Origin of the sequence: Corynebacterium sp. HMSC05E07, assembly GCF_001807225.1 — a bacterium.
Lineage (GTDB): Bacteria > Actinomycetota > Actinomycetes > Mycobacteriales > Mycobacteriaceae > Corynebacterium > Corynebacterium singulare.
The window spans coordinates 53,594-73,605 of the sequence record NZ_KV788202.1; the positions used below are offsets into that span (position 1 = coordinate 53,594).

The 20,012-nt window shown below is 59.4% G+C and carries 21 protein-coding genes; 10 read left to right on the forward strand and 11 right to left on the reverse strand.

Features of this window, described 5'->3' with window-relative positions; all coding sequences use genetic code 11:
- Positions 1-66 precede the first annotated feature (66 nt).
- Entirely contained in the window at positions 67-336 is a 270-nt protein-coding gene (locus HMPREF3149_RS00450) for an HPr family phosphocarrier protein (RefSeq protein ID WP_070535639.1), read from the forward strand.
- 327 nt (positions 337-663) lie between these two features.
- Here the strand turns inward: HMPREF3149_RS00450 and HMPREF3149_RS00455 are convergent, their stop codons facing one another.
- On the reverse strand, positions 664-1,944 hold the full coding sequence (locus tag HMPREF3149_RS00455) for a uracil-xanthine permease family protein (protein ID WP_070535642.1): 1,281 nt from the start codon (positions 1,942-1,944) through the stop codon (positions 664-666).
- A 44-nt stretch (positions 1,945-1,988) separates the two neighbouring features.
- Complete coding sequence (hflX, locus tag HMPREF3149_RS00460; protein WP_070535645.1) at positions 1,989-3,467, reverse strand: GTPase HflX; 1,479 nt, start codon at positions 3,465-3,467, stop codon at positions 1,989-1,991.
- A 110-nt stretch (positions 3,468-3,577) separates the two neighbouring features.
- Between hflX and HMPREF3149_RS00465 the strand changes: the two genes are divergently transcribed.
- Both HMPREF3149_RS00465 and HMPREF3149_RS00470 read left to right on the forward strand, forming a co-directional pair.
- The gene (locus tag HMPREF3149_RS00465; RefSeq protein ID WP_070535648.1) at positions 3,578-4,366 is read left to right on the forward strand and encodes a hypothetical protein; all 789 of its coding nucleotides are present in this window, start codon (positions 3,578-3,580) and stop codon (positions 4,364-4,366) included.
- A 52-nt stretch (positions 4,367-4,418) separates the two neighbouring features.
- Positions 4,419-4,937 (forward strand): hypothetical protein, encoded by a 519-nt coding sequence (locus tag HMPREF3149_RS00470; protein ID WP_042531230.1) that lies wholly within the window; start codon positions 4,419-4,421, stop codon positions 4,935-4,937.
- Between the two features lie 37 nt (positions 4,938-4,974).
- Here the strand turns inward: HMPREF3149_RS00470 and dapF are convergent, their stop codons facing one another.
- Genes dapF through HMPREF3149_RS00485 form a run of 3 tightly spaced genes read right to left on the reverse strand, consistent with a single transcriptional unit; the run spans position 4,975 to position 7,366 of the window.
- The gene (gene dapF / locus HMPREF3149_RS00475) at positions 4,975-5,811 is read right to left on the reverse strand and encodes a diaminopimelate epimerase (RefSeq protein WP_042531232.1); all 837 of its coding nucleotides are present in this window, start codon (positions 5,809-5,811) and stop codon (positions 4,975-4,977) included.
- 11 nt (positions 5,812-5,822) lie between these two features.
- A complete protein-coding gene (gene miaA / locus HMPREF3149_RS00480) occupies positions 5,823-6,740 on the reverse strand; it encodes a tRNA (adenosine(37)-N6)-dimethylallyltransferase MiaA (protein WP_070535651.1) in 918 nt (305 codons plus the stop codon).
- Positions 6,740-7,366, reverse strand: coding sequence for a hypothetical protein (locus HMPREF3149_RS00485; protein ID WP_042533298.1), 627 nt, complete (start codon positions 7,364-7,366; stop codon positions 6,740-6,742). Before HMPREF3149_RS00485 ends, miaA begins: the two co-directional genes overlap by 1 nt.
- A 131-nt stretch (positions 7,367-7,497) precedes the next feature.
- Between HMPREF3149_RS00485 and HMPREF3149_RS00490 the strand changes: the two genes are divergently transcribed.
- Entirely contained in the window at positions 7,498-8,814 is a 1,317-nt protein-coding gene (locus HMPREF3149_RS00490) for a DUF349 domain-containing protein (protein ID WP_070535654.1), read from the forward strand.
- A gap of 24 nt (positions 8,815-8,838) precedes the next feature.
- Entirely contained in the window at positions 8,839-9,915 is a 1,077-nt protein-coding gene (locus HMPREF3149_RS00495; protein ID WP_070535657.1) for a GNAT family N-acetyltransferase, read from the forward strand.
- Here HMPREF3149_RS00495 and HMPREF3149_RS00500 read toward each other — a convergent pair.
- The 3 genes from HMPREF3149_RS00500 to miaB are packed head-to-tail and all read right to left on the reverse strand — an operon-like array spanning position 9,897 to position 13,272.
- Positions 9,897-10,985, reverse strand: coding sequence for an alkene reductase (locus HMPREF3149_RS00500; protein WP_042531239.1), 1,089 nt, complete (start codon positions 10,983-10,985; stop codon positions 9,897-9,899). The two genes, HMPREF3149_RS00495 and HMPREF3149_RS00500, sit on opposite strands and share 19 nt — an antisense overlap.
- A 40-nt stretch (positions 10,986-11,025) precedes the next feature.
- Complete coding sequence (locus HMPREF3149_RS00505) at positions 11,026-11,679, reverse strand: Rv2732c family membrane protein (RefSeq protein WP_070535658.1); 654 nt, start codon at positions 11,677-11,679, stop codon at positions 11,026-11,028.
- Between the two features lie 21 nt (positions 11,680-11,700).
- Positions 11,701-13,272 carry a tRNA (N6-isopentenyl adenosine(37)-C2)-methylthiotransferase MiaB gene (miaB, locus tag HMPREF3149_RS00510; protein ID WP_083280727.1) on the reverse strand — a complete coding sequence of 524 codons (1,572 nt, stop codon included), beginning with the start codon at positions 13,270-13,272 and terminating at the stop codon, positions 11,701-11,703.
- Between the two features lie 139 nt (positions 13,273-13,411).
- Between miaB and gluA the strand changes: the two genes are divergently transcribed.
- The 4 genes from gluA to HMPREF3149_RS00530 all read left to right on the forward strand — a co-directional run bounded on the left by gluA (position 13,412) and on the right by HMPREF3149_RS00530 (position 16,799).
- The gene (gene gluA, locus HMPREF3149_RS00515; protein ID WP_168162169.1) at positions 13,412-14,140 is read left to right on the forward strand and encodes a glutamate ABC transporter ATP-binding protein GluA; all 729 of its coding nucleotides are present in this window, start codon (positions 13,412-13,414) and stop codon (positions 14,138-14,140) included.
- 63 nt (positions 14,141-14,203) lie between these two features.
- Positions 14,204-15,091 (forward strand): glutamate ABC transporter substrate-binding protein, encoded by an 888-nt coding sequence (locus HMPREF3149_RS00520; RefSeq protein ID WP_042531244.1) that lies wholly within the window; start codon positions 14,204-14,206, stop codon positions 15,089-15,091.
- Positions 15,092-15,174: 83 nt separating this feature from the next.
- Positions 15,175-15,861, forward strand: a complete 687-nt coding sequence (gene gluC, locus HMPREF3149_RS00525) for a glutamate ABC transporter permease GluC (protein WP_042531246.1) — start codon at positions 15,175-15,177, stop codon at positions 15,859-15,861.
- Positions 15,861-16,799 carry an amino acid ABC transporter permease gene (locus HMPREF3149_RS00530; RefSeq protein ID WP_070535661.1) on the forward strand — a complete coding sequence of 313 codons (939 nt, stop codon included), beginning with the start codon at positions 15,861-15,863 and terminating at the stop codon, positions 16,797-16,799. Before gluC ends, HMPREF3149_RS00530 begins: the two co-directional genes overlap by 1 nt.
- Positions 16,800-16,834: 35 nt before the next feature.
- Here HMPREF3149_RS00530 and recX read toward each other — a convergent pair whose 3' ends face one another.
- The 3 genes from recX to HMPREF3149_RS00545 form a co-directional block, all read right to left on the reverse strand.
- The gene (gene recX, locus HMPREF3149_RS00535) at positions 16,835-17,428 is read right to left on the reverse strand and encodes a recombination regulator RecX (RefSeq protein WP_070535664.1); all 594 of its coding nucleotides are present in this window, start codon (positions 17,426-17,428) and stop codon (positions 16,835-16,837) included.
- Between the two features lie 14 nt (positions 17,429-17,442).
- On the reverse strand, positions 17,443-18,576 hold the full coding sequence (gene recA, locus HMPREF3149_RS00540) for a recombinase RecA (protein WP_070535667.1): 1,134 nt from the start codon (positions 18,574-18,576) through the stop codon (positions 17,443-17,445).
- A 248-nt stretch (positions 18,577-18,824) separates the two neighbouring features.
- Positions 18,825-19,313, reverse strand: coding sequence for a hypothetical protein (locus HMPREF3149_RS00545; RefSeq protein WP_141741425.1), 489 nt, complete (start codon positions 19,311-19,313; stop codon positions 18,825-18,827).
- Between the two features lie 111 nt (positions 19,314-19,424).
- On the opposite strand from HMPREF3149_RS00545, the gene HMPREF3149_RS00550 reads away from it, so the two are divergent.
- Positions 19,425-20,003, forward strand: coding sequence for a biotin transporter BioY (locus HMPREF3149_RS00550; protein ID WP_070535672.1), 579 nt, complete (start codon positions 19,425-19,427; stop codon positions 20,001-20,003).
- Positions 20,004-20,012 lie beyond the last annotated feature (9 nt).

Sequence of the window (20,012 nt, forward strand, 5' to 3'; positions counted from 1 at the left end):
CGTCCAGTTCGGAACCCGCGTACACTTGTCATTACGAAAATTCTTTAAGTCGAAAGGACTATCACTATGGCTTCTAAGACCGTCAAGGTTGGTTCCTCCGTTGGACTGCACGCACGTCCTGCCTCCATCATCGCTGATGCTGCTGCGGAGTTCGATGAGGACATCTTCCTGAACCTCGTCGGCGATGAGGACGAAGATGAGACCGATGCCGCGTCCTCGCTCATGATCATGGCGCTGGGCGCCGAGCAGGGCGACGAGGTCGTCGTCACGTCGGAGAACGAGGCTGCTGTTGAGAAGATTGCTGGCCTCATCGAGCAGGATCTGGACGCCTCCTAAGTACCGGCCAGCTTTTTACGACATACGCTCCCGTTTCCCTCCACCTTGAGGAAAGCGGGAGCTTTGTCGTTTCTCCTCTCCTCTTCCCTACGCAACGTCATAATGCGATGACCTGCCGCGTCAGCGCAGAAGGCGGCGGGAGACATCGAAACATCCCAGGGTCCTGAGCGCACGCAGCTTATACGGTTTCCGTTCCGAATTCACCTGGTCTTCTGCCCACAAGCGGCTCCACATAGCGCTTCCACTCCGAGCCCTTATCCCCAGATCTTGGCAGCCATGGGCACGTCAGTAGCCGCCATGCGCACGAGAGTGGCGCGCGGCACGGGGCTAATACTTGGCGCCGTGGCCCTCACCCACGGACTCGTATAGCTTCTTCATAACTGGGTAGAGCACGATGATGCCCACCGAGCCCCAGGCGATTCCCTCGAGCGTCACGCCAAAGATGTCCAGCGTCAGGTTGCCAATGCCGGCGATGAGAGCCACGGCAGCGGCCGTTAGGTTGACCGGGTTGTTGAAGTTCACCTTGTTGTCCATCCAGATGCGCACGCCCAGCATGCCGATGAGGCCGTAGAGTACCAGGCACGCACCACCCAGCACGCCCGTAGGAATGGTAAAGATGAGAGCACCGAACTTTGGGATGAAGGCCAGCGCAATAGCAGTGATGGCGGCAACCCAGTAGGCAGCCGTGGAATAGACTCGGGTCGCGGCCATCACACCGATGTTTTCGGCATACGTCGTGGTACCGGAGCCACCAAAGCCACCGGCCAGGGAGGTCGCTAGTCCGTCAGCAATGAGAGCATCACCGGCGAGGTCATCGAGGTCACGCTTGGTCATCTCGGAGACTGCCTTCACGTGGCCGACGTTTTCCGCAATGAGGACGACCAGCACCGGAAGCGCCGCCAGAATCGCAGACAGGTGGAACTCTGGGGCATGGAACTGTGGGAAGCCAATCCAGGCTGCCTGGCGAATCGACTCCACAGCGCCCTCACCGAGGTTGCCCGTTATCGCAGCAAAAGCCCAGCCCACGACGACACCAATGAGGATGGACAGACGCGAGACCATGCCGCGCCCAGCTACCGTCGCCAGGATAATGACCGCCAAGGTTACGGTCGCCACGAGCGGCTGGCTGGAGAAGTTGGAGGCAGCGTTCGGCGCCAGGTTCAATCCGATAAGCGCCACGATGGCGCCGGTTACTGCAGGCGGCATGACCGCGTCCAGAACCTTACGGCCCGCCGCCTTCACTCCGAATCCGATAGCGACCAGCACCAGACCCGTCACCAGAACCGAGCCGGCCTGTGCACCAATGCCATACTGCTGAGAGGCAGCTAGTGGAGCGATGAATGCAAAGGACGAGCCCAGATAGGAGGGCAGGCGGTTGCGCGTCATCACGAGGAACAGAATCGTTCCCAGACCAGAGAAGAGCAGTGTCGTGTTAACCGGGAATCCGGTCAGGGTAGGCACAAGCAGCGTAGCGCCAAACATGGCCACCACGTGCTGCATGCCGATGCCGATGGTGCGGCCCCAACTCAATCGTTCCTCGGGTGCAACAACTGCACCCGGCTTAATAGTTTTTCCGTCTCCGTGGACGTCCCAGCCAAAGTTACTCACGAGCTCTCATTATGGCCCACCAGAGCACGGAAACCTAAGCGAGACTAGGCCTGTGAATCCTCCACTCGGAACTCATCTAGTTCGGCGGCGACGGAGGCGGGCAAGCGAACGTCGACAAGCGTGCCCTCCCCCGAGTACTCCTCGCTGCGCACGGTACCTTCCGCGTGGAGACGTGCCACCACGTCCCCGCGGGTAAACGGAATGAGCAGCTGCACGTGCTCATCGCGGGAATTGAGGAAAAGCTCCACGCGTGCGGTGAGCTCATCCACTCCCTCGCCCGTTTTCGCCGAGACGTAGACAACATTGTCGCGGTCGAGGACATGGCGCAGCTCCGCCAGCACGAGGGGATCGGCCTGATCGATCTTGTTGATGACGATGATTTCCGGTGGGGCTTCCTCGCCCGTCTCCTTCACGATGTCGTAGATGACGTTGTTCACCGCTTCAATCTGCTTGAGCGGGAACGGATCAGAACCGTCGACCACGTGCAGCATAAGGTCAGCCGCGAGCACCTCCTCAAGGGTGGACTTGAAGGCTTCCACCAGCTGAGTGGGCAAGTGACGCACGAAGCCGACGGTGTCGGTGAAGATGACCTGGCGGCCGTCGGCAAGCTCGGCGCGGCGAGTGGTCGGATCAAGCGTGGCGAACAAGGCATCCTCAACGAGCACACCCGCGCCCGTCATCGCGTTGATGAGCGAGGATTTTCCGGCATTGGTGTAGCCGGCGATCGCAATCTGCGGCACGGTGGAGCGCTGACGCTTCGAGCGCTTAACCTCGCGTGCGGTCTTCATCGCCTTCAGTTCCTTGCGCAACAATGCCATCTGGGTACGGATGCGGCGACGATCCGTCTCAATCTTTGTCTCACCAGGACCACGCAGGCCGACTCCGCCGTTGGAACCCGCACGACCACCTGCCTGACGCGAGAGGTTGCCGCCCCAACCACGCGTGTGCGTGTAGAGGTACTCCAACTGTGCCAGTGAAACCTGGGCTTTACCCTCCTTGGACTTTGCGTGCTGCGCAAAGATGTCCAGAATGAGCATGGTGCGGTCAATGACCTTGGTGTTGAGCGCACGTTCAAGGGCAGAGAGCTGGCCGGGGGTGAGCTCACCATCGCACACCACGGTATCCGCGCCTGTGGCGGCGACGATGTCCTTGAGCTCCGCGGCCTTGCCTGAACCAATGTAGGTACCGGGGTCTGGCTTCTCTCTCTTCTGGTACAACGCCTCCACGACTTCGGCGCCAGCAGTTTCCGTCAGCGCGGCAAGCTCCGCCATCGTGGCCTCTACTTCGGCCACGGTTCCCTCGGTCCACACGCCGACGAGGATCACTCGCTCCAATCGGAGTTTTCGGTACTCCACCTCGTATCCGTCAGTGGTGTCCTCGGCACGGATGGTGGTATCCCGCGTCACACGGCGGAAGGCGTTGCGCTCGGCAAGATCCAAATCACCCGTCGTCGGGTCCTGCGAAGAAGGAGCAGGCTCTCCGAAGGCCTGCGCGAGGAGTTCATCATGGGTCTGTTTCGTCATATGTTCCCTATTCTTCCACGTCGGGGCCGTAATGCGGGAATTGCGGTCCTCTCGATCCGGTGACAGGAGGTGCCTGGGGCCATTTTTGACTCCCATTGACTGGGGATACAATGGTGGCCATGACCGTCAACCACAAGACCCATCCAGAAATGCGGGCCATCGGCCTCAACTATGAACGCTGGCAGGACGCCGTTGAGGCAGCGATTTCCACCAACCAATTGGCGGTGACCGGTGAGGTACGGGGTGGACAGCTCATCCAGTTTGCGGATGCCTCCGGCGCACAGATCAACATCTTGGCGGTCGAGCCTTTTGCCACCTTCATTGGTTTTGAGTCCGTGACCCAGGGTTTCGCCCACGTATCCATGATCAATGACGTCCTAGCTTATCTCGACATTATCGATCCCTTTGGCACTGTTGTGGCGCAGGCTACGGCAAACTTGGCACAGGGTCCGCTGCTTGTCGACGAAGACACGCAGCAGTGGCAACAAGTGGAACTCACCGCCATGGGCCTCGATGTCGCTCGCTTTGACAGCACCGAAGCCTATGAAGCGGAGAAAGGCTCCTTCCCCGCTACCTTCGAGTCGGAAGGTGCTCAGATCGTCGCCTCCGGATCTGGTGCTGCGGCTCCTACCCCTGGTTGCACGTTTGCTGCCCGCGTTATGGAGTCTGAGTGGCGCCACAACCAGCTCACGGGACAGCGCTTCATGCACCTTGTCATGGATGGTGTTTTCCCCTTCGACCTGTGTCTTCCGGAAAGCTTCGGGGAGCTGCCGGACAAGGATTCTGTCCTGGCTGGCACGGCCATGCTCACAGCGTCTATCGCCATGCCGACTGGCGGCTGCGGTGGTGAAGGCGGTTGTGGCTGTGGGTCCGGCGGCTGCGGCTGCGGCGGTCACTAAGGCTCAACTCTAGAGGGTTCATCTCTAGGGCTTTTGCCGTAAAGTTGAAACTATGAACTTTTCTGCATCTCAGCGTCGTGGGTTCGCCCTGCTCCTCGCCGCGGTTACGGCCGTGGTGCTGGTAGTGACGCTGAAGCTGCAGGGAGTTATTCTCGCTGTTCTCGTCTGCGGAGCGCTGTGGCTCTTTGCAGATTCCCGCCCGAATGCTTCCGAACACGCCGCGCTGCGCGCATCAATTGCGCTGACGGTAGAGGACATCACCGACGTCATCGAGGATTACACCACGTTCGCAACGAGTGAGGATTCTGATGCGCTGGCGGATCGCACGCTACACCGCCCTGCGCTTGTCGACGTTGACTGTACCAACCCATCCATCGAAGCCTTCCACTATGAGATGCACGGCGCGCAGCGGTTCCTTCGTCGCCTCAATGCCCGAGTCAACGCCCCGGACATCGAAACGGGCGAGTTGGAGTCTTTGCTCAAGGTTGCAGATGAGCGTGCAGCCGAACTCAAGGAATGCTGGCTGTCCGCGCGCCGCGCCGCACTGGCATTAGGCACAGACTACAAATAAGCGCCAAGCTTCGTTCACGCTGAGCCCGCCTCAGCCACTACAGCGTGGTCTCGCCGGTGGCCACGATGCGCGACGGGCCAGTGAGTGTCGAGCCTTCCTCAGTGATATCAACCGTCACCTCGCCACCAGGAACGATGACGCGCACGGAGCCGGTGGCATGGGAGGCATCGGCAAGCGCGGCGCATGCCGCCGCCACCGTACCGGTACCGCAGGAGCGGGTCTCCCCCACACCGCGCTCGAACACGCGCATGTGGATAACACCGTCCTGCAGGGGCGTCACGAGTTCGACATTGACACCTGCTGGAAAAAATTCAGTATCAATGACCGGTTGCTCCAGTGTCTTCTCCGCCAACGCCTCTGGACTCAGGCCCGGAAGCACTGCGGCCAAGTGGGGGTTTCCCATGTCCACGCCTAGTCCGGCGAAGCTCTCCCCCGCCATCGATGCGGTGGACACTCCCGTCACCGTTGCCGGCCCCATCTCCACGCTCACGTCCGCCTCGGCCTCCGTGCACGAATGCACAGTGACCTGCTTCGCCCCAGCGCGGGTTCCTACGGTGAAGGTGTCCTCCCCGACCAATCCGCGGGAGCGTACCCAGTGGGCAAAGACGCGCGTTCCGTTACCGCACATCTCCGCTACCGAGCCATCGGCGTTGCGGTAGTCCATAAACCAGTCCTGGTCATCGATTCCCGGCGCGAGTTCTTCAATTTCACCGGCTGCGAGCAGCTCTCCCGCACGGATGACGCGCAAAACGCCGTCACCGCCGATGCCGGCACGGCGATCACACAGTGCCCGCACCTTTTCCGCCGAAAGCGGCTGGGTTCCCTCAACAATGACGAAGTCGTTTTCGGTTCCGTGTCCCTTGGCAAAGTTCATGCTTTAAGAGTCTAACGGCTCGCGAGGACGCGCAAGGCCTCGTCCCGCGTATCACCCAGCGCATCCAACCATGAGATGCGCTTATCCCGGTTGAACCAGGCGCGTTGGCGGCGCACATAACGCCGTGTGCCGGTGATGGTGCGCTCCACGGCTTCCTCCCACGTGAGCTCTCCGCGCTGGGCTTGGAGCACTTGGGCGTAGCCGATGGCGCGCCCAGCTGTAGAGTCCGCGATAAGGCCCTGTGTTTGCAGCCGTTCCACTTCCTCCACGAGGCCTTTGTCAAACATCCGTCGGGTGCGCAATTCAATGCGAGGGTTGAGCCAGCTGGCTTCGGTGCGTAGGCCCAGGATGCGCGTACCCCAGCGCGGCGGTGCATCTTTGGGAGGCTGGCTGGCTTTGAATGGCTTGCCGGTGAGCTCGATGACTTCTAACGCTCGAACGGTGCGGCGAGGGTCCTTGTCCTCGATGATGTCTGCGGCGGCGGGATCGACCTCGGCGAGTTCGGCATGCAAAGCATCCGTCCCAATGTCGCGGCGGCGTGCTTCGATGCGAGCGCGCACCTCTGGGTCCGTGGGCGGGAAGTGCCAATCATCGACCAGCGACTGAACGTAGAGCATGGATCCACCCACAAGGATGGGGGTCTTGCCGCGTGCGAGGATGTCCTCGACATCAGCAATAGCAGAGGCCTGATATCGGGCGACCGAAGCTGTCTCGGTCACATCCCAGACATCTAGCTGGTGGTGTGGAATTCCCTCGCGCTCCTCCAAGGTCAGCTTCGCGGTTCCGATATCCATCCCTCGGTAGAGCTGCATGGAATCAACATTGACCACCTCTCCGTCCAGCTCGTGGGCCAAAGCCACGCCCAGCGCTGACTTTCCAGAAGCGGTGGGTCCCACCACCGCAATGGGGGTACGCGTCGACGTTGTCATCAGCGTTGCCACCCCGCCACATAACGACCTACCCCCAGGGTGGAATCGGCTGCCCGCAGCTCCGCATAATGCGGATGCACGGTAGCTAGTTGCGCCCACAACGACGTTTCGAGAACTCCGGCGTCGTGCAGCTTCTCCTCATCACAGTGGCTATCCGCCCCTGACAACACTGACTCACACCACAGGTGAGCATCACGGGCACCGTCCACCAGTGCGAGAGGAGCGCGGTCGGTGAGCCCTGCAGAGCCATCGACACACACCACGGTAAGTCGCCCTTCCTCAATGTCCTCAATGTCGGCTCGAGAATCTGTGACTTCAAAGCCCTCGGCTCCTACTGCCGCGGTGAGCACATAGCGAGCCATCAGCTCAGGGAGATAGTTGCCGCCGCCCACCGTGACCTGCGGGGCGCCCCAAGCCTGCAGGCTACCGGTGAGCTCCGTGCGCCAACGCGCATCCTGTGAGCCTACGATGTCCACCTGAAGTGGCACGGACCCGCCGGTGATAACGCGTGCGGCGTCACGGACTAGCTCGCATGCCGCCCTGAGGAGTGCTCGGGAGGCATCGTCGCTCGGTGAGAGTTCTTCCGCTAGCGCCGGTGAAGCCGGCATAATCATGAGATTCTGCATCATTCCCCATCTTATAAGGTCAAAAGTTTGGGGTTAACACGCGGCTGCGCGGCTCAAACGGTAGTGTTGTGTGACATAAGTTCTGGCAGCCGTGTCGCGCGGCGCGATTGTACCGAAGGTGGTTTCCTACCATGTCCGCTATCCCTACTCCTGGAGCAATGCCCCGCAAGGGCGCCCGTCCCGGCCCTAAGCCCTCTGCACCAGCGGCACGCCCCGCTCAGCCCCTGAAGAATGACCCCGCACAGTGGGGCCGCGTCGATGCTGATGGTTCGGTCTTTGTCAACGCCCCAGAAGGCGAACGCAAAATTGGTGAATGGCAGGCCGGCACCCCAGAAGAGGGCTTGGCACACTACGGAGCACGTTATGACGATCTTTCTACCGAGATCGAACTGCTCGAATCCCGCCTTAAGGCTCACCCGGGCGATGCTTCCTCCATCAAAACCACCGCGGCAGAGCTGCGCGAATCTCTTCCTACGCAAGCCGTCATCGGCGATATCGCTGCTCTTGACACGCGCCTAGCAGCGGTCATCGAGCACTCCGTTGAGGCCGGTGAGCAAGCTCAGGCAGACAAGGCCCGCCGCCGCGAGGAAGCGATTGCGAAGAAGGAAAAGCTGGCCGCTGAAGCGGAGGAGATAGCTGCGAACTCCACCGAGTGGAAGGCCGCCGGTGACCGTATCCGCGCCATCCTGGAGGAGTGGAAGCAGATCCGCGGCATCGACCGCCAGACCGATGATGCCCTGTGGAAGCGCTACTCCCGCGCCCGTGATTCTTTTAACCGCCGTCGTGGTTCCCACTTTGCCGAGCTGGATCGCAACCGCGCTGCTGCCCGTGCAAAGAAGGAAGAGCTGGTCGAGCGCGCCGAAGCCATTAAGGACTCCACCAACTGGGGAGAAACCGCCCGCGCGTACCGCGATCTCATGACGGAGTGGAAGGCCGCCGGCCGTGCCCCGCGTGAGGTGGACGACAAGCTGTGGGCGAAGTTCCGTGCCGCCCAGGATCACTTCTTCAACGCCCGCAATGCGGTCAATGACGAGCGCGATAAGCAGTTCGCTGAGAATGCCGCTGCCAAGGACGCACTCATTGCGGAGTATGACGCCCAGATTGACCCCTCCAAGTCCATCGACGCTGCCAAAGCCAAACTGCGCGAGCTGCAGGAGAAGTGGGAGGAAATTGGATTCGTACCGCGCAATCAGGTTCGCGAGTACGAGGCAAAGATTTCTGCACTGGAGAAGCGCGTAAGCGATGCCGAAGAATCCGAGTGGCGCCGTACCGACCCAGAAGCCCAGGCACGTGTGGCACAGTTCCAGTCCAAGGTAGATGACCTCAACGCCCAGGCAGAGGCCGCGGAGGCCAAGGGCAACGCCAAGAAGGCTGAGGACCTGCGCGCCCAGGCCTCGCAGTGGCAGGAGTTCGCGGACGCAGCCGCGGCTGCTGTGAACGACAAGTAGAACGTTTCGCAGCTCCACACTGAGGTGTTTGTCCAGATTGTCGCCCCGCCGGGCTCGGCCACCGCTGAGCCGGCAGATTGCCTTCGCAGCTTCGTCTTTGATGCCAACCTCGCTGCACAAGAAGCCAGCGGCGACCCTGCCGCTAGTGGTTCACCGCGCCGAGTTCTTCAGCGTCTGCAAGGCTCAACAGAGTCCCGCACACTGCTCTTTGGTTTGACAGATTCCGCCCTCGGAGAAGCCGGTGAACTCGGCCTTCCTGTCATTTCGGCGGCCGAGCCTAGCCCGGAAATTGATTTCGATGGTTTTATCCACATCTCTCTCCCACTATTGGAAGAGACGGAAAACGCCGACATCGAGTGCGTTCTCGCTGCTGACCTTCTACCCATGCCCGGTGAAGATCTTGAGCCCGAGGCCCTCGAAGTAACTCGGGCGCTGGCCAAGGAAGCCCTTCTCTTAACCCGCCATCTGGGGCGCAGCACCGTCCAGGTGGGCATGCTTTATCCACCGGATGCGGACTATACCTATGACCCGATGTCGCAGGCCTACCTCGAGCTCGGGTTTAAGCAGAAGCACGCAGAGCACCAGATGTACGTCGACATCAGTCCTACTCCCCCGGTTCTTGGGGCCCAGGTGTGGGCTGATTATGACATCCCAGACGAGATGCTCGATGATGTCCTTCGTCTGCTCACCCTTGCCTCCACCGACGCCATTTTCGGCGACTTGAGTGTGGAGCCCATTGTCTGGACGCGACAGCGCCTCGCTGAAGCACACGCACGACTGCGCTCCCGGGGCGCACATACGTTGCTGGTCGGGATCATTGACAACGGACGTGTCGTTGCGCTTACCGAACTCTCACGGCACGGTGATGCCGACCCTGAGGTCTGCGAGTGGACGTTGACGGTAACGGACCGCGAGCATCGCCGACAAGGACTTGCTACCAAGGCCAAGCAGCATGCCCAGTATGCAGTGGCCGAGCATTGGCCCATGGTGCGTCGTGCTTATTGCTCCGTCGCGGATGCTGATCCCGCCATGAACGCGCTCTATGCACGGCTGGGCGCCCACGCTATCTCGGCCAGCAGCGCCTACGAGCTCACCCTGTAAAACGGGTAATCGGTGTAGCCTTTTTCACCACCCGTGTAAAAGGTGGACTCGTCCGGCGCCGTGACTGGTAGCTCTTCTTTCCAGCGGCGTACCAGGTCAGGGTTGGAAATGGTGAGGCGGCCAACAGCAACAGCGTCGCCGTGCTGCATGAGTTCCGCAGCTTCCTCGTGCTGGGTTACCTGCCCGAACCCAGAGTTGAGGAAGACGCGGGTGCGCCCATTCGCGCGCGCACGCGTCACCAGCTCGCTCACCAGCTCACCCGTGGGATCCGCGTGAAGGAAGGAAACATAGGCAAGGCCAAGGTCTGAGGTGGCGTCGAGAAGCCCGCCATAGGTGGCAAGCACGTCAGCGGGGTCCATCTCCTCAATGCCTTGGATGTTGTTCTGCGGGGACAGGCGAATCGCCACTCGGTCTGCCCCAATCTCCTCTGCCACGGCTCGCACAATTTCCTCGACGAGTCTAAATCGATTCTCTGGTGTACCACCATAGGCGTCATCGCGGTGATTGGAGCTCGGGGCTAAGAACTGGTGAAGGAGGTACCCGTTGGCACCGTGAATTTCCACGCCGTCGAGGCCAGCATCGATGGCGTTACGTGCACCTTGACGGAACTCATTGATGATGCGAGGAATCTCATCACTCTCAAGTGCTCGCGGCACAGGGCACTCCTTCCGAGATTCGAAGTCGCGCACCGCAGTGCCAGATGCCAGCGCCGATGGCGCGACCGGCTCAGCACCCTCTAGAAGGCTCGTGTGGGACAAACGCCCGCCATTCATCACCTGCATGAAGATACGCCCACCTGCCTTGTGAACGGAGTCTGCAACCCGACGCCAACCGGCACTCTGCTCTGGGGTTTCGATACCTGGCTGGCCAGGGAAAGCACGGCCGCTCACTGCCGGAAAGACACCTTCGGTGACGATGAGACCGAGCGAGGCTCGCTGCGTGTAGTAGGTCTCGTGCAACTGCGTGGGAATACCGTCACGCCCAGCGCGGGAGCGAGTCAGCGCTGCCATCGTCACACGGTTAGGGAGGGTCAAGGCTCCCAGCTCAAGGGAATCAAAAAGTGTAGCCATGCACTCCACAACGCGGAGATATCAGCGACTATTCCCCGTATTATTCCACGTCGTTGGAGTCCTTGGGCTCGTGAAGGCTACGGCGATGGCGGGAGGCTGCCTGGGAACGGCGATTATCGATGAGCAGCGGGTTCTGCTCGGCAGGGACATCTGTGGCGGCCTCGGACTGCAGGATTCCTATCTGATCGAGTTTTCCGGAGGCCTCTCGCACGCGCTCTTGCGCGGCAAGCTGCTCAGGACTGCGACGAAGGGCCACTTGGCAGTAGACGAGGAAGGCCACGAACGTCGCCAGCGCGCCTACGTACATTCCGATGGAGGCCCCGTCCGCCGCGCTGCCGCGGTACCAGAAGCCCCACAGGTTAGAGAAGAAAGAGATGGTCACCATCATCCACGCTACGAGCGCCAGCGTGGTACGCCGCGTCATAACCGTGGCGGTGGTGAACACACCGATGCCCACCAGCGCCAGCCACGCGCTGATGGCCTCAACGATGGACATTTTCACGCCCTCAGCTGTTGTTCCCATCAGCAAAGCTTCCCATCCGCGAGCCGCTCCGGCGTACGGAAGTAACAGATAGGCCACCCACAGGACAACCGCTGCAATCAGCGCATAGCGGTGTGCGCCCAGTTCGATGGTCTTGGCCGCGCGGCGCTCGGCTGCGATGGCATCCTGTGCGGTGGTCACATCATCACTCATGTCTTCGGAGCCTACTCTTCGCTAGCAGCCACAGGCATCCACCGGTCCAGCAGGCGCACTTGGCTTGCCGACGCCCGGCAGGCCCAGCCCCACACCAATCGGCGCTGTAGTCGGGGTCTGACCAGCGGCCGACATATCCCCGGCCTTGGTACGACGATGCTCGGTCACTCCAGAATCAGCAACGAGGAAGAAGGAGCCCGAATCCGTCACCGTGGTGTGCACAACATCGCCAGGGCGGATTTCGGCGGAGATGTCCTTCCCGGAGGCGTCGACAGGCGCAAAGTGAACGAGGCGTCCATCGCGCGCGCGACCAGACATGCGGTGGGTTTCATCGTTCTTGCGGCCACCTTCTGCCTGAACCAAAAGTTCAACGTCTGTGCCAACCAGCGTGGCATTTTCCTCTGCTTGGATAGAATCCTGCAGAGCCACGAGACGCTCAAAACGCTCTTGGACGATCTCCTTAGGGATCTGATTGTCCATCTCCGCTGCAGGGGTGCCCGGGCGAGGCGAATACTGGAACGTGAATGCCGAGGCAAACCGGGCGCGGCGCACCACGTCCATCGTGGCTTCGAAGTCTTCCTCGGTCTCACCGGGGAAGCCCACGATTATGTCGGTGGTAATCGCCGCATGCGGCATTTTCTCGCGTACCTCATCGAGGATGCCGAAGAACTTCTTCGTGCGGTAGGAGCGGCGCATGTCCTTGAGCACCTTATCCGAACCCGATTGCAGGGGCATGTGCAGCTGTGGGCACACGGACGGAGTCTCTGCCATCGCATCGATAACATCTGAGGTGAACTCAGCCGGGTGCGGGGAGGTAAAGCGCAGGCGCTCCAGCCCTTCAATCTTGCCTACCTCGCGTAGCAGCTTAGAGAAGGCAAAACGGTCACGCGGCATATCCGGGTCAGCGAAGTTCACGCCATAGGCGTTGACGTTCTGTCCCAGCAACGTGACCTCAGAAACGCCTTGGTCCACCAGAGCCTGAACCTCCGCAAGGATGTCACCGGGCCGACGGTCTTCTTCCTTGCCGCGCAGGGAAGGAACGATGCAGAACGTGCACGTGTTGTTGCAGCCCACCGAGACCGACACCCAGCCAGCGTAAGCGGACTCGCGCTTCGCCGGGAGCACGGACGGGAAAGCTTCAAGCGAGTCAACAATTTCGACCTGAGCTTCGTCATTATGGCGAGCGCGCTCGAGCAACGCAGGCAATGCCGCCATATTGTGCGTGCCGAAGACGGCATCGACCCACGGGGCATGGTCCAATACGGTGTCTTTATCCTTCTGTGCTAGGCAACCACCAACGGCGATCTGCATCCCCGGGTGGTTTTCCTTGGTCTTCTTGAGGGCGCCGAGAGTGCCATAAAGACGCTTGTCGGCGTTTTCTCGTACTGCGCAGGTATTAAAGACAACGAGGTCCGGCTCAACGTCGGCAGGCGCGGCCGTGTAGCCGGCTTCTTCAAGCAGGCCGGAAATGCGCTCGGAATCGTGCACGTTCATCTGGCAGCCAAAAGTGCGCACCTCGTAGGTGCGCGGCTGGTTTTCAGTTACAGGGGTGCTCACGTGGGGACATTCTAACGGCCCTGTGCAGCTACTCATAATGAGAGAAGGCTTGCCAAGCGTTATGTATTCGTTACACAAAGTTCCTCCATCACTCTCTCCCCGCACCTTATTCTTCTAACTATGATTCAGTTCACGTATACCAGGGTGGTGTGGCATGGATGACACTTCGCGCCCCATGATTGAAATTTCCGGAGCCAACAAGTACTTCGGCGATTACCACGCACTCCGCAACATCAACCTGGAGATCGGCCGCGGCGACGTGGTGGTTGTGCTCGGCCCGTCCGGATCCGGCAAATCTACACTGTGCCGCACCATCAACCGCCTTGAAACCATCGAGGAAGGGAGCATCTCCATCGACGGCACCCTCCTCCCCGAGGAAGGCCGCGACCTAGCCAAACTGCGCGCGGACGTGGGCATGGTATTCCAGCAGTTCAACCTCTTTCCGCACAAAACCATCAAAGACAACGTCACCTTGGGCCCCATCAAGGTGCGCAAGATGAAGAAGGCGGAAGCCGAAGAGCTGGCCATGCAGCTCCTTGAGCGCGTCGGCATTGCCAACCAGGCAGAAAAGTATCCCGCTCAGCTTTCTGGCGGCCAGCAACAACGCGTGGCTATCGCCCGCGCCCTAGCGATGCGCCCCAAGGTCATGCTGTTCGACGAACCTACGTCGGCACTCGACCCCGAAATGGTCAACGAAGTCCTCGATGTCATGACGGACCTTGCCAAGGAAGGCATGACCATGGTCGTGGTTACCCACGAAATGGGCTTCGCGCGCCGCGCTGCTGATCGCATTCTCTTCATGGCGGACGGAAGCATCGTCGAGGACACGGATCCTGACTCCTTCTTCACTAACCCGCAGTCAGACCGCGCCAAGGACTTCCTAGGCAAGATCCTTCAGCACTAAACACCACGACCACCTCGCTCTTTTTCAACTCATCCACCCACTGTTCTATCTAAGGAGAACCTCATGTCTCGTTCCATTTCCCGCATCACTGCCACCGTTGCTGCTCTCGCTGCTTCAAGCTCCTTGCTCGTTGCCTGTGGCGGCGATTCCTCCGACTCTGCCGGCGGCGGCGAGGGTTTGCTCGCCCACATTGAGTCGGGCAACGTCACCCTAGGCACCAAATTCGATCAGCCGGGACTCGGCCTACGTGAAGGCGACGGTTCCATGACCGGACTCGACGTAGATATCGCCACCTACGTGGTCAATCACATCGCTAAGGAGAATGGCTGGGAAGAGCCGGAGATCGAGTGGCGTGAGACCCCATCTGCACAGCGCGAGACTCTCATTGAGAACGGAGAGGTTGACCTCATCACCGCGACCTACTCGATCAACGCGTCCCGCGCCGAGAAGGTGAATTTCGCCGGCCCGTACCTCATCACTCACCAGGCACTGCTAACTCAGGAAGACAACAAAGAGATCACCGGCCTCGATGGCCTCGACGGCAAGATTCTCTGCTCGGTCACCGGATCCACCCCGGCCCAGAAAGTCAAGGAAGCCCTACCGAGTGTTCAGCTACAGGAGTACGACACCTACTCCTCCTGTGTGGAAGCTTTGAGCCAGGGCAACGTTGACGCGATGACCACAGACGCGACCATCCTCAACGGCTACGCAGCGCAGAACCCGGGCAAGTTCAAGGTCGTAGAGCTGGAAAAGGACGGCAAGCCCTTCACGGACGAGTACTACGGCGCGGGCCTGAAGAAGGATGACCAAGAAGCAACCGACGCCGTGAACAAGGCATTGGAGGAGCTGCACTCCTCTGGCGAATTCGACAAACTCGTTTCCGCAAACCTGGACAAGGGTGAGGGCATCGACGAAGCCACCATCGGTGACCTGTCCTTCCTCGACTCCTAAAGGCCAGAAGCGACCTGTCACATCCACCGCATAGTCTGCGCCGGGGCTACCCCTCGGCGCAGACTCGTAAGTAGGAGAATTTTATGGACTCCATGTGGGCTACACTCGGCCCTGAGTTATGGCCAGCCTTTTGGCTCACCATCCAGCTGACTTTTTGGTCCGCACTAGGCGCAATGATTGTGGGCACCATCCTTACAGCCATGCGTGTTTCCCCAGTAGGCATCTTGCGCTGGATTGCCACCACGTACATCACCATAGTGCGCAATACCCCGCTCACACTTATCATCCTGTTCTGCTCCTTCGGCTTGTACCAGAATTTGGGCTTGACCTTGGCAAGCAGGGATTCTTCGACCTTCCTCGTGGACAACAATTTCCGCCTCGCTATTGTTGGCTTCATTCTCTACACCTCAGCCTTCGTTGCGGAGTCACTGCGATCCGGCATTAACACGGTGGACTTTGGTCAGGCTGAGGCAGCTCGTTCATTGGGGTTGAGTTTCTCGCAGACCTTCAACACAATCATTTTTCCCCAGGCAGTCCGCGCAGCCATCGTTCCGTTGGGCAACACGCTCATCGCTCTGACAAAGAACACAACCATCGCTTCCGCTATCGGCGTCGCGGAAGCCTCCCTGCTCATGAAGTCGACGATTGAGATGCACGCGAGCCAGCTGTTCCTCATCTTCTTCATCTTCGCGGTGGGCTTTATCATTCTGACCCTGCCCATGGGCCTTGGCCTGGGCAAGCTTTCTGAGACCTTGGCGGTGAAGAAGTAATGGCTGTACGCGCAACTGTGCTTTATGACGCCCCTGGTCCGAAAGGTAAGCGTCGAAACCTTATCTACACGATCCTCACCTTGGTGCTGGGAGCAGCAGCGCTGTATTGGGTATTGTCCACGTTGGCTGGGCGCGGTCAGCTCGCGTCTGAGTTATGGACCCCGTTTCTCAACAGCCAAACATGGACGACCTATCTGCTCCCCGGCCTTCGCGGCACTATCTTCTCGGCGGTGGCCTCGATCATCTTCGCGATCATCTTCGGTGTGATTTTTGGCCTTGGCCGTTTGAGCGAGAATGCCATCATCCGCGGCGTGTGCGGTGTGGTTGTGGAATTCTTCCGCGCCATCCCGGTGCTTCTGCTCATGATCTTTGCCTATCAGCTCTTTGCCATCTACAACGTGGTGCCGTCCAAGCACTTGGCTTTTAGTGCCGTGGTTTTCGCTCTCACGTTGTACAACGGCTCTGTCGTGGCTGAGATCCTGCGCTCGGGGATCAAGTCACTACCGAAGGGGCAAACGGAAGCGGCGCGCGCGTTGGGTCTCTCGCATAACCAAACAATGGTGACGATCCTGCTGCCCCAAACCGTAGCCGCGATGCTTCCGGCCCTGATCTCGCAGATGATCATTGCACTGAAGGACTCGGCTTTGGGCTATCAGATCGGCTACATCGAGGTGGTGCGCTCCGGAATCCAGTCAGCGTCCTACAACAAGAACTACGTAGCCTCGCTCGTCGTTGTGGCAATCATCATGATTCTCATCAACTGGGGCTTGAGCCTTCTTGCTGAGCGCATCGAGCGCCAGCTACGTGCTGGCCGTGCCCGCAGAAATATCGTGGCAAAAGTTCCTGAGCAGCGAGACCAAGGCCTCGATACCAAGGACAACATTAACGTGGACTGGCACTCGGAGAGCTACAAAGAAATCCGCAACCCCGCCGAATAAGGACTCTACACAGACATATTCAGGAGAACTGACACTCAAGAGAGCTCGGCGATGCGGGCATCCAGCACCTCAATGGACACCCGCATCGTCAGCCCTTGGCTGTAACCGCGGCGCGCCAACGTCCCCACGATGCGCCGCAAGAACTTGTCGCGCTCATGACGATCCGCCGGCACCTTCTTTAACGTTCGGGCCTTCTTCTCCGCCACCTGGCGAGCTACGCTTTCCTCGGAATCCTCGGTGACCTGTTCCAAGGCCGCGGCACGGTCTGCGGCCTCCACGCCCTTATCCTTGAGCTCCAAGTTCAAAGCTCGTGCGGATTTACCACGGCGCACATGCCGCTGGCGTACCCACTCACGCGCGAAACTTGCATCATTGATGAGGCCAACTTCTGCGAGGTCATCAAGCACCGCATCGATCACATCTGGCTCGAATTCAGCTGCGATGAGTCGGTCATGAAGTTCCTTACGGGAGCGCGCTCGCTGGTCCAAAAGACCAAGTGCACGTGACCTCACGTCGGCCTTAGACTCTTCAGCCTCAACGTCGATGAGATGCCCACCAACAGCACCTGATTCATAGTCTTCAAGTGCGCGGCGGAGCTTCTCTATTTTCTCGGGCGACGGTTGAACCATCTATATCTCTGGGCCTAGTCGTCGTCGAAATCGACGTTCGGAACCAAATCCACTGCCTCATCAGTCAGCGGATCGTCTGCGCCGGGCACATCCATGGCAACATCCTCCCCTGCCTCAGCGGCAGCGGCACCTACACCAAGCTTGACGAAGATCTTCTTCTCAATCTCATCCGCCAAATCCGGATTCTCCTTGAGGAAGTTACGGGCTTTTTCCTTGCCCTGCCCCAGCTGGTCACCTTCATAGGTAAACCATGATCCAGACTTCTTGATGAATCCATGCTCAACGCCCAAGTCAATGATGGAGGATTCGCGGGAGATTCCTTCGCCATACATGATGTCGAACTCAGCGATCTTGAACGGCGGGGACACTTTGTTCTTCACGATCTTGAGCTTGGTGCGGTTGCCAATGGCGTCCTGGCCATCCTTGAGAGTCTGAATACGGCGAATATCGCAGCGCACGGACGCATAGAATTTCAGCGCTTTACCACCGGTGGTGGTCTCCGGCGAGCCGAACATCACGCCGATCTTTTCACGCAGCTGGTTAATAAAGATGGCGGTGGTACCGGAGTTGTACAGCGCGCCAGTCATCTTACGCAGCGCCTGGGACATCAACCGAGCCTGCAGGCCGACGTGGCTATCACCCATCTCGCCCTCGATCTCTGCCTTCGGCGTCAGGGCCGCCACGGAGTCAATCACGATGATGTCAATAGCACCGGAACGCACCAGCATGTCCGCAATCTCCAGCGCTTGCTCACCCGTGTCAGGCTGGGACACCAGAAGATTGTCCGTATCGACACCCAAAAGACGTGCATATTCCGGATCAAGCGCGTGCTCAGCATCGATGAATGCCGCGATGCCGCCTTCCTTTTGTGCAGATGCGATGGCGTGGAGGGCCACAGTGGTTTTACCCGAGGACTCTGGCCCATAAATCTCCACGATGCGTCCACGCGGGAAACCACCGACACCCAAAGCAATATCGATGGCGGTGTTGCCGGAGGAAATGGCTTGAATTGGCGGGCGTTCATCGTCCCCCAGACGCATGACCGCGCCTTTGCCGAAATCCTTTTCAATCATGGACATCGCGGCGTCAAGGGCCTTCTGACGATCGTCACCCTTGTTTGCTGCCGAGGACTTCTTCTTAGTAGCCATTTACTTCCTCACTATGTCGAGCGTTCTAACTGTGGTGTATTTCTTGCTTTTATCGGACCCGTGACGAATGCACGGGAGTTACCTATTTAGACTTCAGTGCGAGGGAATCGGTTCCCAGGCCTGTCAACAAGTGCGATTTCGCCCTTGTTCCAAGCCACGCCGAAACTCTATCGCCCCTGCCGGACTCCACCCACACAATACACACACATGTGTTCGATTTCCCACTTCCCCGATGGTGTGTCGAACGGCTACTGCTTCACCCAAGGGCCATCTTGTTCGGATCGCACAAAGGTCACCTGTTCATCCGCAGGAAGCACTGCCACAACGCCACCCATGGTCCCACACACATCGAGGTCTTTCTGCGAAGCCTTAGTCGTCACATATTTCGAAAAACCTGGATCGTTGACGTCACGATAGATTTCCACCTGGCCCCGCGATGGCGGACTCCATTTATCCTCGTCGTCGGAGCCACCCTGCCACGTGCCGCCACTTGCCTCATCTACATCCCATTCGGTGGCACCTGAGCAAATAAAGATGACACGCTGATAGGACGAATCGAAGATATCGCCGACCGCCATTGACACCCTGCCAGGTTCCCCATCCTCTACGCCCGCAGCGGCGTCGATGTTATCGATAATGTTTGAAGAGTTGAACATGAAACAACCCGTCAACACGGTACTGACAACGCAGGCAGCCACACCTGCGCACATAACTCTTAGCGGTTGAGCTTTATTCACGCCTCAAGACTACCCCTTTTGGGGTAGTTCCGTTTTCCGAAAGCAAAGCTTGAACAGTGTTCAAAAGTGTCCGTTTGCTGCACACTTATCACTCTGGATAAGCTTTGGTCCATGAAAAAGAATTCCGTCGCTCTCGACATTGCGTACGTCGCCGTCTTCACTGCGCTCATCATTGTCTTCGCCTTTGTCTCCATCCCAACGCCGACCGCCGGTGTGCCCATTGTTTTGCAGAATGCAGTAATCATCCTCGCGGGCCTCGTTTTGGGTGGGCGCCGTGGCCTTTTCGTGGGACTCCTCTTCATGGTGCTGGGCCTCGTCGGCCTGCCCATCCTTGCAGGTGGGCGTAGTGCACTGAGCGCCATTGCAGGACCGACGGTGGGTTACCTCGTGGGCTACATCATCTCCCCAGCGATCACCGGCCTCATCGCCTACCGCGCTCCGAGCAATAAAACTGGTATGACCGTCACGCTCGCCATCGCCGGTATCGTCGGCCTGGCCATCCAGTATTTCTGTGGCAGCATTGGACTTATGGTCCGCTCTGGGATGTCCTTCGGTGCGGCCATCCTGGCCCAAGTCCCCTTCATCGTCCCGGATCTCATCAAGGTCGTTGTCATGGTCGTTATCGCCATCGGTGTCCACGCCGCCTTCCCAGATCTCATGGGACGCCGCGCTCAGTCGACGCATCGCTAGAGCACTGCC

Coding starts and splice junctions, on each gene's coding strand:
- HMPREF3149_RS00450 (WP_070535639.1), top strand. CDS start 67: ATGGCTTCTAAGACCGTCAAGGTTGGTTCCTCCGTTGGACTGCACGCA.
- hflX (WP_070535645.1), bottom strand. CDS start 3,467: ATGACGAAACAGACCCATGATGAACTCCTCGCGCAGGCCTTCGGAGAG.
- HMPREF3149_RS00465 (WP_070535648.1), top strand. CDS start 3,578: ATGGTGGCCATGACCGTCAACCACAAGACCCATCCAGAAATGCGGGCC.
- HMPREF3149_RS00470 (WP_042531230.1), top strand. CDS start 4,419: ATGAACTTTTCTGCATCTCAGCGTCGTGGGTTCGCCCTGCTCCTCGCC.
- dapF (WP_042531232.1), bottom strand. CDS start 5,811: ATGAACTTTGCCAAGGGACACGGAACCGAAAACGACTTCGTCATTGTT.
- miaA (WP_070535651.1), bottom strand. CDS start 6,740: ATGACAACGTCGACGCGTACCCCCATTGCGGTGGTGGGACCCACCGCT.
- HMPREF3149_RS00485 (WP_042533298.1), bottom strand. CDS start 7,366: ATGCAGAATCTCATGATTATGCCGGCTTCACCGGCGCTAGCGGAAGAA.
- HMPREF3149_RS00490 (WP_070535654.1), top strand. CDS start 7,498: ATGTCCGCTATCCCTACTCCTGGAGCAATGCCCCGCAAGGGCGCCCGT.
- HMPREF3149_RS00500 (WP_042531239.1), bottom strand. CDS start 10,985: ATGGCTACACTTTTTGATTCCCTTGAGCTGGGAGCCTTGACCCTCCCT.
- HMPREF3149_RS00505 (WP_070535658.1), bottom strand. CDS start 11,679: ATGAGTGATGATGTGACCACCGCACAGGATGCCATCGCAGCCGAGCGC.
- miaB (WP_083280727.1), bottom strand. CDS start 13,272: ATGAGTAGCTGCACAGGGCCGTTAGAATGTCCCCACGTGAGCACCCCT.
- gluA (WP_168162169.1), top strand. CDS start 13,412: ATGATTGAAATTTCCGGAGCCAACAAGTACTTCGGCGATTACCACGCA.
- HMPREF3149_RS00520 (WP_042531244.1), top strand. CDS start 14,204: ATGTCTCGTTCCATTTCCCGCATCACTGCCACCGTTGCTGCTCTCGCT.
- gluC (WP_042531246.1), top strand. CDS start 15,175: ATGGACTCCATGTGGGCTACACTCGGCCCTGAGTTATGGCCAGCCTTT.
- HMPREF3149_RS00530 (WP_070535661.1), top strand. CDS start 15,861: ATGGCTGTACGCGCAACTGTGCTTTATGACGCCCCTGGTCCGAAAGGT.
- recX (WP_070535664.1), bottom strand. CDS start 17,428: ATGGTTCAACCGTCGCCCGAGAAAATAGAGAAGCTCCGCCGCGCACTT.
- recA (WP_070535667.1), bottom strand. CDS start 18,576: ATGGCTACTAAGAAGAAGTCCTCGGCAGCAAACAAGGGTGACGATCGT.
- HMPREF3149_RS00550 (WP_070535672.1), top strand. CDS start 19,425: ATGAAAAAGAATTCCGTCGCTCTCGACATTGCGTACGTCGCCGTCTTC.